8 protein-coding genes and 1 pseudogene are annotated in these 11,853 nt (G+C 60.7%); 6 read left to right on the forward strand and 3 right to left on the reverse strand.

The features are described from left to right. The first annotated feature begins 265 nt into the window (after window positions 1-265). From ACVWXF_RS10215 to ACVWXF_RS10240, 6 genes and pseudogenes are all read left to right on the forward strand, one after another. Entirely contained in the window at window positions 266-1,219 is a 954-nt protein-coding gene (locus ACVWXF_RS10215; protein ID WP_457474328.1) for an RluA family pseudouridine synthase, read from the forward strand. Between the two features lie 290 nt (window positions 1,220-1,509). Then, on the forward strand, window positions 1,510-2,688 hold the full coding sequence (locus ACVWXF_RS10220) for a transaldolase (protein ID WP_414382237.1): 1,179 nt from the start codon (window positions 1,510-1,512) through the stop codon (window positions 2,686-2,688). A 47-nt stretch (window positions 2,689-2,735) separates the two neighbouring features. Further along, window positions 2,736-4,220 (forward strand): annotated as a pseudogene (locus tag ACVWXF_RS10225) (cobaltochelatase subunit CobN); the annotation flags it as partial. Between the two features lie 50 nt (window positions 4,221-4,270). Then, complete coding sequence (locus ACVWXF_RS10230; RefSeq protein WP_414398975.1) at window positions 4,271-4,582, forward strand: DUF2605 domain-containing protein; 312 nt, start codon at window positions 4,271-4,273, stop codon at window positions 4,580-4,582. After that, the gene (locus ACVWXF_RS10235) at window positions 4,582-4,845 is read left to right on the forward strand and encodes a DUF2973 domain-containing protein (protein ID WP_414344596.1); all 264 of its coding nucleotides are present in this window, start codon (window positions 4,582-4,584) and stop codon (window positions 4,843-4,845) included. Before ACVWXF_RS10230 ends, ACVWXF_RS10235 begins: the two co-directional genes overlap by 1 nt. Before the next feature lie 29 nt (window positions 4,846-4,874). Then, a complete protein-coding gene (locus ACVWXF_RS10240) occupies window positions 4,875-5,336 on the forward strand; it encodes a GerW family sporulation protein (RefSeq protein WP_457392296.1) in 462 nt (153 codons plus the stop codon). A gap of 5 nt (window positions 5,337-5,341) precedes the next feature. Here the strand turns inward: ACVWXF_RS10240 and ACVWXF_RS10245 are convergent, their stop codons facing one another. The 3 genes from ACVWXF_RS10245 to ACVWXF_RS10255 form a co-directional block, all read right to left on the reverse strand. Then, the gene (locus ACVWXF_RS10245; protein ID WP_457474326.1) at window positions 5,342-8,785 is read right to left on the reverse strand and encodes an AAA family ATPase; all 3,444 of its coding nucleotides are present in this window, start codon (window positions 8,783-8,785) and stop codon (window positions 5,342-5,344) included. A gap of 248 nt (window positions 8,786-9,033) precedes the next feature. Continuing rightward, window positions 9,034-11,316, reverse strand: a complete 2,283-nt coding sequence (gene recJ, locus ACVWXF_RS10250) for a single-stranded-DNA-specific exonuclease RecJ (protein ID WP_457474327.1) — start codon at window positions 11,314-11,316, stop codon at window positions 9,034-9,036. 120 nt (window positions 11,317-11,436) lie between these two features. Beyond that, a complete protein-coding gene (locus ACVWXF_RS10255) occupies window positions 11,437-11,604 on the reverse strand; it encodes a hypothetical protein (RefSeq protein WP_083757636.1) in 168 nt (55 codons plus the stop codon). Window positions 11,605-11,853: the final 249 nt, after the last annotated feature.

Consider the following 11,853-nt stretch of genomic DNA (forward strand, 5'->3'; position numbering starts at 1 on the left):
CGGCTTGGGATCGCTCCCGGCTCTCCTATGCCAACACTCGGCCCAACTCATTCTTGGTGGGCCATAGCCTCACTCTAGTCAGGATTTTCTGCCCCTTAAAATTGCCCAGGGATCCCCCCAAGAAGGCTTAGAAGGCGATGAGACAAGGCAGATCCCCCCACCACCTGCCTGCGGAAGTTGCTGCAAATCTTCGACCTTTTTTACTCAGTGCAAAAGTAGCCGGGCTGCCACAATGGTCAAAGAAGGCAATTTGGGCAACAACGGCATGGAGGGCCACAAGGAGGCTGCAGCAGACATTCGCCAGATCAGGGTGACGGAAAAACAGCAGGGCTTGCGGCTGGATCGAGGATTGGCAGAGCAACTGCCGGAGCTGTCGCGGTCGCGCCTGCAGCAGCTTATCCGCCAGGGCCAGGTTTGGCTCAATGGGCAGCCCTGCCGGGATAAGGATCGCCCCCTGCAAGCTGGGGATGAAGTCGAGGTGCGGATCCCGCCAGCCACCCCGACTGCCCTGCAGCCGGAGCCGATCCCCTTGGACATTCTTTACGAAGATGACGATTTGCTTGTGATCAACAAGCCCCGCGGTTTGGTGGTGCACCCCGCCCCCGGCCACGCCAGTGGCACCCTGGTGCACGCCCTGCTGGCCCACTGCCCCCATCTTTCAGGCATCAACGGCGAGCTGCGTCCAGGTATTGTCCATCGCCTTGACAAAGACACCACTGGTGCCCTGGTGATTGCCAAACACGATCAGGCCCACCAGCACCTACGAGCCCAGATCCAGGCCAAAACCGCCCGGCGCATCTACTTGGGGGTGGTGTTTGGCCGGCCGGCCCAAAGCCAAGGCACCGTCTCTGCCCCCATTGGGAGGCACCCGGTGGATCGGCAGAAAATGGCCGTCCTGACCCCTGGCCAAGGGCGAGTGGCGGTAACCCACTGGCAAGTGTTGGAGCGGCTGGGCAACTACACCCTGATGCAGTTTGAGCTGGAGACCGGGCGCACCCATCAAATTCGGGTGCATGCTGCCCACATGCGCCTACCCATTGTCGGGGATCCCCTCTACACCCAGAGCAAAACCAGCCCTGTTAAGCTGGGCGGCCAAGCTCTCCATGCCTGGAAGCTCTCCTTTGTTCACCCGCGCACAGGCCAGCCGCTGCAGTTTACCGCTCCCCTGCCGGAGGAGTTTGAGCGGCTCTTGCGGCAGTTGCGCAGCCAGGCGGGCTAGGCAGCCTCTGGGGTTTCCCCCTTGCTTTGCCTGGTCATTGCAAACGGCTGTGGAACAGCTGGTTGGTTGATCCCCAGCTCCCCTCGCCCGCAAGGGGTAAGGGTCAGCGGCGAAGGGTCTTCATCTTGTTTGAAACGAGTATGCCCAGTTGTCCCCACACCCGTGGGGGTGAACCCGGCCAGAGAAGAGAATTAAGACAATCTCACATCTGCTGGGATCCCTTGCGTGGATGGGTAACACTGGGACTAGGTCGCAGAAGCGGCGCGTAGCGCAATCTCAAGGAGCCGAACATGAGCAAGAGCTTGCTGGAGCAGTTGCGAGAGATGACCGTCGTGGTGGCTGATACGGGGGATATCAACGCCATCGAGAGCTTTAAGCCTCAAGATGCCACCACCAACCCCTCATTGATCACGGCTGCAGCCCAAATGCCTCAGTATCAGGGCATTGTCGATGAAACCTTGCTCAAGGCCCGCCAAGAACTGGGATCCAAAGCCGACATCAAAACCGTGGTGGCCCACGCCATCGATCAACTGGCGGTAGCCTTTGGCGTGCGCATTTTGTCCATCATTCCTGGCCGGGTCTCGACGGAGGTGGATGCCCGCCTTTCCTACGACACAGAAGCCACAGTTGCCAAAGCCCGCCATTTGATCGAGCTCTACAAGGCGGCAGGAGCGGATCCCAAGCGGGTGCTGATTAAAATTGCCTCGACTTGGGAAGGGATCCGAGCTGCCGAGATCCTGGAAAAAGAAGGGATCCATTGCAACCTCACCCTGTTGTTTGGCCTACACCAGGCCATCGCCTGCGCCGAAGCGGGGGTGAAGCTGATCTCGCCCTTTGTGGGCCGCATCTTGGATTGGTACAAGAAACACACGGGCCGGGAGAGCTACCCTCCTGCCGAAGATCCGGGGGTGCAGTCGGTGACCCAGATTTACAACTACTTCCGCAAATACGATTTTCCGACGGAAGTGATGGGGGCCAGCTTCCGCAACATCGGGGAGATCATCGAGTTGGCCGGCTGCGATCTTCTCACCATCTCACCGGCGCTGCTGGCGGAGCTGCAGAACACCGAGGGTTACCTGGAGCGCAAACTGGATCCGGAAAAAGCCAAGAAAATGGACATCCCGCGCCTGGTGATGGACAGAGCCACCTTCGACCAGATGCACCGGGAAAACCGCATGGCCTCAGAAAAGCTGGAAGAAGGGATCCAGGGCTTCTCCAAAGCGCTGGAGGTGCTGGAAAAACTGCTCACCGAGCGGCTGCAGAAGCTGGAGGGTGCCAAGGAAACCATTACCCACGCCGCCCAGGATGTCTTCCGCCTCTACGACCTGGATGGGGATGGCTTCATCACCCGCGAGGAGTGGATGGGGGCAGATCGCGTTTTCGATGCCCTGGATACCAACCAAGATGGCAAAATTACCCCTGAGGAAATGTTGGTCGGCCTAGGGGCGGCGGTCTATCTGAAGAATTAGCCGCTGGCAGCCGGCCTGGGAAAACCTCAAGGTCTATGGGCGAGAACTTTCGCCACATTGGAGACGGGGTGGCCGCCCTGGAAGCGCAAGCCCGCCGCTGGATTGCCCAGCGGCTGCAAGGGATCCCTTACGATCCGCCGCCGGGGCCAGCAGCCAGGCAGGTGCTGCATTGGATCGAGACGGATCTGCTGCCGCGCCTGCAGCAAACCCCCCAGGAGCTGGAGAACCTGCTGCATGGGCTAGGGGGCGGCTATGTGCCCAGCGGCCCTTCCGGCGCCCCCACCCGAGGCCGAGTGGACGTGTTGCCCACGGGGCGCAACTTTTACTCGGTGGACATTCGCGCCATCCCCACCCCCACCGCCTGGCAGGTCGGCTCACTGGCCGCCGAGCGGCTGGTGGAGCGCTACGTGCAAGAGCAGGGGGAATATCCCCGTCGCCTGGGCCTATCCGTTTGGGGCACTTCAACTCTAAGAACTGGCGGCGACGATTGGGCCGAGGCCCTGGCGCTCTTGGGGGTCAAACCCCGCTGGGATGGAGGACGGGTGGTGGACATCGAGATCCTGCCTGTAGCGGTTTTGGGCCGCCCCCGTGTGGATGTAACCTTGCGCATTTCTGGCTTCTTTCGCGATGCCTTTCCCAATCTGATTGCCCTGTTTGACCGGGCCGTGCAGGCCGTGGCTGACCTGGAGGAGCCAGAAGCCGACAATCCCCTGCGGGCCCACGTGCTGGCCGATACCCAGTACTGGCAGGAGCAAGGGATCCCAACGCAAGCAGCGGCGGAGCGGGCGCGGCTGCGCATCTTCGGCTCCAAGCCGGGGGCCTATGGGGCCGGCCTACAGGGGCTGATCGAGGCGCAAAACTGGGAAACAGAAGCGGATCTGGCCCGCGCCTACCTCAACTGGAGCAGCTACGCCTACCGGGCCGATGGCGAGGGAGAGCCGGCCCCCGAAGCCCTGCGGCGGCAATTGGCCCACCTGCAAATTGTGCTCCACAACCAAGACAACCGCGAGCACGACCTGCTGGACTCCGATGACTACTACCAGTTTCAAGGGGGGATGGTGGCGGCAGTGCGAACGCTCCAGGGCCGCAACCCGCGGATTTACTTCGGGGATCACGCCCGTCCCCACAACCCTAAGATCCGCACCCTGGCCGAAGAAATTGACCGCGTCTATCGCGCCCGCGTGATCAACCCCAAGTGGATTGCCGGCGTGATGCGCCACGGCTACAAGGGCGCCTTCGAGATGGCTGCCACCCTGGACTACCTCTTTGCCTACGACGTCACCACCCATGCTGTGCCGGATTTCATGTACGCCGGCCTGGCCCGCGCCTACCTATTGGATCCCCAAGTCCAGCAGTTCCTGCGATCCCGCAACCCCTGGGCGCTGCGGGACATGAGCGAGCGGCTGCTGGAAGCCCACCAGCGGGGCTACTGGCAAGAGCAGGCCCTGGAATTGCTGCCTCAGATCGAAGCCCTGATGCTGGAGATGGAAGCCTACCTGGAATCCCGCTCTCCCGTGGCGAGAGAAGGTTAAGTTCTGCTAAGATTTTTTCATCCAAACCAGTTGTGGAGGGATCCCAGGCCATGAGCAAATCTGAGCTGTTGCGAGAGATTCTGGGGCCACTGTTGGAGGACTACCGCTACTGGTTTGAGCGTTCTCGCCGCTTTTTGCAGGAAGAGACCCTGGAATTTATCAGCCCAGAAGAGCAGCAGTCCTTGCTGGAAGAGGTTTTGGCTGCCCAGGCGGAGCTACAGGTAGCCAAAGCGCTTTATCAGGCCTCTGATCAAGAGGTTGGCATCGACCCTGGGCTGATGGCAAAATGGCATCGCCTGCTTATGAAATGTGCCGAATTGGGCCGTCGATTTCGCCAGATTCACCCCTCCCCCGACCTGTAATGCTGCAGATTCTCTACCTCATCGCTTTTGTGGCCATTGCCTTTTTGGCCCTGCGCAACTTGGTTACCAATGTCATCACACTGGGCGTGGAAGAGCGCAAGGCCTCTCCTCGTCGTGCCCGCAAGCGGATCCCTCACCCAGAGCTGCTGGATGAAGATGGCAACCTCACCGAGGAGCCTCTACTAGTGATTCGCTCGGCCAGCTTGGAAGAAGCTCGCAGCCGTTTGGAAGATCTCTATTCCGGCTCGCCGGACGAAGATTAGGGGAGTTTCTTGGGCTTTCTCTCTTGGGCGTGGCTGCACTAGCCTGGGAAGGTACTGCGCGCCATTTGCCCGAGCGTCTGGTGGGCGAGTCAACGGAGATGGGATCCGACTTCAACGTGGAATCGGTGCTGGAGGCGGTGCTCGGCAAGCTAAAGGTTTTGGCGGAAACGGGACAAACCTTTGGTCAGCCGATCACTATTGGTGAGACGATTATTGTCCCTTACATGTCCTTGCATTTTGGCTTGGGTGGGGGAGGGGGTAACTTTGGAAAGACTGCTCCTGGCTGTCGCGGCAACGGCGGGGATCCGGCCAGCCTGTTCGGGGGAGCGGGGGGTGGGGTGCGCATCGAGCCGGTTGGCTTTCTGGTGATCCGGGGGGAGCGGGTGGAGCTGCTGACCACCGTCCAGAAGCCCGACCAGTGGAACCAACTCAGCGAGACTCTGGTGCCCCTGTTGCAGCAGTGGCTGCAAAATCGTGCCGGCAACTCCTGAAGGGACTAGCCGCGAATGGAGAGGCGGGATCCCTGGGGAGAGGGTTGTACCTCAATGCGGCAGGGGAAAGCATCCTGCAGGCTGGGGATGTGGGTAATCACCAAGATGCAGGCAAAGTCCGGGGCGATGGCGTTGATGGCAGCCAGCAGTTGGGCGCGCCCGGTGGCATCCTGGGATCCAAACCCCTCGTCGATGATTAAGGTTTGCAGGTCGGATCCCGAGCGCTGGGTGAGCAGGCGGGACAAGGCCAGGCGAATGGCGAAGTTGATGCGGAAGGCTTCTCCACCGGAGTAAGTCTCGTAGGGGCGGGTGCCGTGGGGATCGGCAATGAGAATGTCGAGGGTGTCATAGGGACTCCGTCCCGCTACGGAGGACAGCTTGGCCGGTGAGCAATAGCGTCGCCCGGAGCGCTGGGTAACCAATTGCAGGTGCAGGCGGTGTTGGGTAAGGCGGGCCAGGATCTGGTTGGCCTGGGCTTCCAGCTCGGGCAGGACATTTTCGACGATCAGGGCGGGGATGCCGTTGCGACCGTAGGCATTGGCCAGCTCTTGGTACACCTGCTGCTGGCGGCGGGCCTGTTGCAGTTGCTGTTCCAGCTCGGCCTGTTCCGCCTGCTGTTGAACCGCCTGTTGTAGCCGTTGTTGGGCGGCCCCTATCTGAGACAGCACCTCATCCAGCCGCCGGCGGTGCTCCCGCAGGGTTTGGCGGATCCCTTCCAGCTGAGCAGGCAAAACCTCGGGATGCTCCGCCAGTTGTTGCTGAAGCCGTTCCAACTCTTGGGTGGCCTGGGCAAAGTGCTGGCGGCTTTCCTGTAGGCGTTGGGATAAGGCTTGGGTGCGGGCTGCCACCTCCGGCAGTTCCTGGCGGGCCACCTGTAGGGCTTGCAGGCGCACCGGCCAGAGTTGCGCTTGGGCCAGTTCGGCTTTCACCTGCTGGTGCAGGGATCCATCGTAGCCCAGGTGGTTTAACGCCTGTTCCACCTGAGCCAACCGCTCCGCCAGGGGAGAATCCGATCCCACTGGCGGGACGGAGTCCTTGGATCCCACCTGTTGCAGGGTTTCCAGTTGTGCCTGTAGGGAGGCGATTTGCTCCCATAGGTGAGAGCGGCGCTCCTGGGCCTTGCGGAGTTCCTGAGAGCGGCCCAGTGCCCAGCGCCAGCGCTCCAGTTCTCCTCGTTGTAAGGCGTGCTCGCGCTCGTCATAGCCCAGTTGTTGCAGGGCCTGCTGGATCTGCTGGAGCTGTTGCCGAGCTTCTTGAGCGTAAGCTTCCCGGTCGAGGATTTCCCTCAACTCTGCCGCTTCTGCTTGCCAGAGCTGGATTTGCCGGCGGCGTTCCTGCTCGGCTTCCCACTGCTGTTGCAATCGCCCTTGCAGATGCAGGCGCTCATCCCAGGTGGCCAGTTCTTGGCTGAGACGGCGGTATTCTGCTTGCAAGAGTTCAATCTCCCGGTCGGCCACCGCCAGTTGTTCGCGGATAACAAACAGTTCGCCGGCAATTTCCTCTTGACGCTCGCGGTGTTTTTTCAGCACCACATCCCGCAGGCGCGGGCTGAGGGGACGGGCGCAGAGGGGGCAAGTCCAGTTGCGACGGCGTTGCGGAGCCATAAAGCCGGATCCCTGCGGCTCTGCTGTCGGCGTTGCAGGGGATGGCTCGGCAGGCTGGCCGACAGAAGATAGGGCCAGGGATCCCTTCTCTTGTTCGGCTGTCTCCTCGACAAGGGCCGTCACCCTCGCCAAAGTGGGGATGGGGCGGCGCTCTCCCTGATCTTGTTCGCCTCGCGGAGCACTTTGAACGGGAAACGCCTCTTGACCTTCATCCCAGCTGGTCACCAACAGGCGGCAGCGTTCTTCCTCCTGTTGCCACTGTTGCTGGAGAACCCGCTGGCGTTCCTGGAGCTTTTGCACGAACAGCCGCCGTTCTTGGACTTTTTCCAACACCCGCTGCTGGTAGAGACGCCGTCGCTCCAGCTCTGCCAAGGCGGCCTCTCCTTCGGCGATTTTCTGCTCCAGTTGCTGCTGCTGTTGGGCTAGAGTTTCCTGGCTTTGTAGTTGCTGGCTGAGAAGCTGAACGCGGGCTTGCAGGCGTTCCCGCTCGCGGCGGATTTGCTCTTGCCAATGCTGTTGCTGCTGGAGAAGGACGGCGGCTTGCGCTTGGGCTTGGTTCAAGGCCTGGAGACGCTCTTGAGCTTGCTGGTAGTGGCGCAGGCCGGTTTCGATGCGTTCCTGTTCTGCCAGCAATTGGGCATCGGCTTGGGCCTGGGCTTGGCAGGCGGCCAACTCCTGTTGCAGCCGTTGCATCTTGCGCAGTTGCTGCTGTTGCTGCTCTGCTTGCTGGGCTTGCAGCTTTTGGCGTTCTTGGAGCAGATGCTGCTGTTGCTCGAAGAGGTGGTGGAGATGGCGATCTTGGGCCATCAGGGCTTGGTAGCGTTCGTAACCCGCCAGGATGTCTTCACTCTGGGCGATCAGCTCTTCCAACTGGAGCAGGTGCTGTCGCTGGGCACGCCACTGTTGCTCGGTGTGCTGTAGGTTGGTGCCGAGCTTTTGCAAGTGTTGGGTAAGGTGTTGGTGGCGCTCCTGCAGGATGCAGCGATGTTCGTAGAGGCGCTCTAGGGCTTGCAATTCCTGCTGTTGCTGGGCTAGGAGCTGCTGCAGATGAGTTTGCCGTTGTTGGAGTCGCTCCAGCTCGGCTTGGATTTGGCCAACGTGGGCCTGTTGTTGGTTGAGCTGCTGCAGGCGCTCTTGGAGCAGATCCGCTTTGAGCTTGGCGCTGCGCGCCTGTTCCCGGCAGCGGTCGGCCAGCAAATCGTACTGCCCCAACTTGAGCATGTCGGCCAAGATCTGCTTGCGCTCGCCGGGACGCTTCAGAGTGAAGGCATCTGCTTGTCCTTGTCGCAGATAGGCGGAGTGAATAAAGGTCTCGTAGTCGAGGCTGAGCTGACTTTGAATGGCCTGTTGGGTGGCGCGCATGCCGCGGCGGGTCAAGCTACGCCAGCGAGGTTGGCCGTCGGTTTCTCCGGTTTGAATTTGCCACTCCAGGGATCCCTCGCCCGATAGATGACGGCTGCGCAGGACACGGTAGGTTTGTCCTCGGGAGCGGTAGATCACCTCTACCCAGGCTTCGCTGGCCCCCTTGCGGATGAGATCGCTGTCATTGCTAGCCCGGCTTTGCCCCCAAAGGCCCCAGGTGAGGGCATCGAGCAGGGCAGACTTGCCTGCCCCATTGGGGCCACAGATACAGGCGGTGTGGATCCCGCGCAGATCCAAAACGGCGTGAGCGTAACAGAGAAAATTGTGCAAGGTTAGGCGAACCGGGATCACAGAAAACTCTGAGGGGCTCTGGTTGCTGGAAAAAATGAGGTTGAGCCATTTGATCCAGAGTATCGCGTCAGCGGTGGGGAGCAACAATGAGGAGTGAGAAGTGAGGAGAGAGGAGTGAGGATACTGATACATTCACGTTGAACTCTCCTGAACATGGTTCAGGAAAGAAGCGATCGCATCCTGCCTATCTCTGAGCAGGAAGGCGGTATCCCGCAAAGCCCTGAGGAATACCCCCCGAGCGCTTTCCCCCTTCACTTCCCGGCAACCGTTGCGGTGGACTCAAGGATCAGGGGGAAACTTGGTCTACTATATCCCTCTCAATGACTTTTGCCAAACCGCCTAAAGCTCAGTAAATTCAGCAAAGTTCAGGGTTTTGGGGGTTAGAGGCATGCTCTTTTCTCTCTTGTCTCTCTTGAGAGGGGATCCGATTGCATTAGCCGCTGACACAGTTGGGCAATCTGGGTGGGGCTAGCCTCATCCAGCCAGCGGTGAAAGGCTTGGGATTCCTGAAGGCGGCCCATCAGCAAGGTGGGGATCTGCTCCGGGCCGTCCAGTTCCGCCAGCCATTGCCGGGGAAAGCCGGTTGCCGCAGCCAGATCCTCGGGATCCCGTCGGCCTGCTTGCCACAGCGCTTGCAGTTGGGCAATCTGCTGGGGGATCTGCTCCCAGGGGGAGGCAGAAGCGGCCAGGATCAGGGTTCGGGGCTGTACCTGTTGCAGCAGTTGTGCCAAGTCCGCCGGTAGCCAGGGCCAGCGGGCCAGCACCAGCTTTGCCCCTTTTGGTGGTGGAACAAAGTTCTCGGCCTCCTGCCCGTCGTAACAGATGGCCCCTTTCAGCGAATCCGGCAGGGGTTTCTGCCGAAAATCTTGGATCTCTATGGGGGGAGCAGAAAGGGTGGGTGCCTGCCACTCTCCCGCAGGGCGCACTGCCAGCACTTTGCCCTGCCAAGGCTGTTTGCCCCGGTCATCCGCTTCCAACTGGAGGGCGATGTCCAAAGCTTGGCATTTTTGCCAACGCTCCAGCTCTTCTCCGGCCTGCCAAAACCACAGAGTACGGGATCCCGGCGAGCCTTGGAGTTCAAACTTGAGGTGGCGGCCATTGCGGGAGACTCCCAGGTTGGAGCTATTGGGACGGAAGTTCATCAAGGCAACGACGGGGTTGGGATTGCCGTGCCCAAAGGGCTGCAGAAGCTGCAATTGCCGATACACCTCATCCAGCTCTGCCACCCCATCCCGATCCTGAGAGACCAGTAGCTCCCAGTCGAGGATAATCTCCACCGCCAAGGCGCGAGCCTGCTGATCCGGGCTAACCCGCGCGGCCAGCTCCCGCTGCAACGCCAGTTGCACAGCGGCCAGGCAAGCCAGATCCACTTGGATCCCGGCGGCCATGGGGTGTCCGCCTCCCCGCCGCAAGAGGGGGCGCACGGCCTCGATGGCCTCCACCAGGTTCACCCCTGGCAGGGAACGACCCGACCCATGGCCCAGCCCTGTGGCTTCGTCTTTGGCAATCAACACCGTTGGGCAGTTATACTGCTCCACCAAGCGCGCCGCCGCGATCCCCAGAACCCCTGGGTTCCAGCCGGCTTCCGCCAGAACAATGGCTCCTTCCCGGGTCAGATCCAAGCTCTCTACCTGTTGGCTGGCCTCTTGGATCACTTGCTGGGTGAGGTGCTTACGCTCCTCATTGAGGGCGACAAAGTGCTGCACCAGGGCCTGGGCGCGCTCTGGATCGGAGGTGGTCAGCAGCTCCACTGCTAAGCTGGCGTCTTCCAAGCGGCCAATGACGTTCAACTTGGGGGCGATGCGAAAAGCAATATCCTGGGCTGTCGGCGACCTCTGGAGCTGGCCGTTGCTAACCTGGGCCAGCAGAGCTCGCAACCCCGGGCGCTGCGTACTGGCCAGCACCGGCAGGCCCCGCTGCACCAAGTAGCGGCACTCCCGCTGCAACACCGCCACATCGGCCACAATTCCCACCGCCACCAGATCCAGGTGCTGCTCGACACCAGGGATCCCTAGGGCTTGGTAGAGCGCCTCCGCCAACTTGTAGGCCACTCCCACCCCCGGCAAGAAGCGCAGCGGATGTTCAGCCGGCAATCGCAAGGGGTTGACCACCGCATAGGCAGCGGGCAAGGGATCCGGCAGCATGTGGTGATCCGTCACGATCACGTCCACCCCCTGGGCTTGGGCCATGGCAATTTCGGCAGCATTGCCCACCCCGCAATCCACCGTCAGGATCACTTGGCAGCCCTGGGCCAGCACCTGCTGTAGCCGTTGAGGGTTGAGGCCGTGCCCCTCAGTGCTGCGCAGCGGTATGGAGAACTGGACTCGGAAGCCCAAGGGTTGTAACGCCGAGAGCAGAAGACTGGTGCTGGTGACACCATCGCAGTCAAAGTCCCCCCAAATGCACAGGGTCTCTTCCCTTTCCCGTGCCTGCAGCAGCCGCGCCACCGCCCGCTCCAGATCCGGCAGGGATGCTGGTGGTGTGGGGGAATAGTGTTCGGGATCCACGAAGGCCTGCGCCTGCTCCCAGGTGTGCAGACCCCGCAGAGCCATCACCTTGGCCGCATACTTGCCATATTCCCGGCTCAGTTGCGGATTGAACTGGGGGGGAGTGGGCAGCAGCTCCCAGCGGTGCGGAGTATCTTCGCGCCAGCCGTAATCCATGCAAGCTATGCCGACCCCTTGGCCGACAAGAGTAGAACCTCTCAGGAGCCTATCAAAAACGGCCCAGGGGGGAAATGGATCCCAGAGGAAAGGGCTGGGGATGATGGGCTACCTTGAACCCTACTGGCAGCAGTGAGAAGCCACACAGCAGGCGGAAGGGTGCTCGTGATTGTGGGTGGCACAGGCTTCGCTGCAGTAGAGTTGACCTTCGTAGCGATAGCCTTGGCTGCTCTCGAAGCTGCAGTTGCAGTGTTCACAGGCGCAACGGACAAGGGTGCTGGCAGACATGATTTTCTCTCCTTCTTTCTCGTTTTTTCCTAGGGATCCTCTTGTCGAAGATCCGCGTCTCTACACCCTAGCGGTTGCTCAGCAACGATGCTGAAACAAGAATCAGAATCATTTTTGGCACTTCACCGATTACAGCCTATGAATTAGGATACAAGTACAGCCTGTTAAGGGCTCAAGGGGTACAATAGCAGCACTTAGCAAACCAACTTCGGAAGGAGGATGGATTGATCAGTAGTAAAGAAGTCTTCA

This window comes from Thermostichus sp. MS-CIW-40 (genome assembly GCF_054058315.1).

Bases quoted from the DNA above. Each gene is read 5' to 3' on its own strand.
- ACVWXF_RS10215 (WP_457474328.1), top strand. From the start codon at position 266: ATGGAGGGCCACAAGGAGGCTGCAGCAGACATTCGCCAGATCAGGGTG.
- ACVWXF_RS10220 (WP_414382237.1), top strand. From the start codon at position 1,510: ATGAGCAAGAGCTTGCTGGAGCAGTTGCGAGAGATGACCGTCGTGGTG.
- ACVWXF_RS10230 (WP_414398975.1), top strand. From the start codon at position 4,271: ATGAGCAAATCTGAGCTGTTGCGAGAGATTCTGGGGCCACTGTTGGAG.
- ACVWXF_RS10235 (WP_414344596.1), top strand. From the start codon at position 4,582: ATGCTGCAGATTCTCTACCTCATCGCTTTTGTGGCCATTGCCTTTTTG.
- ACVWXF_RS10245 (WP_457474326.1), bottom strand. From the start codon at position 8,785: ATGTATCAGTATCCTCACTCCTCTCTCCTCACTTCTCACTCCTCATTG.
- recJ (WP_457474327.1), bottom strand. From the start codon at position 11,316: ATGGATTACGGCTGGCGCGAAGATACTCCGCACCGCTGGGAGCTGCTG.
- ACVWXF_RS10255 (WP_083757636.1), bottom strand. From the start codon at position 11,604: ATGTCTGCCAGCACCCTTGTCCGTTGCGCCTGTGAACACTGCAACTGC.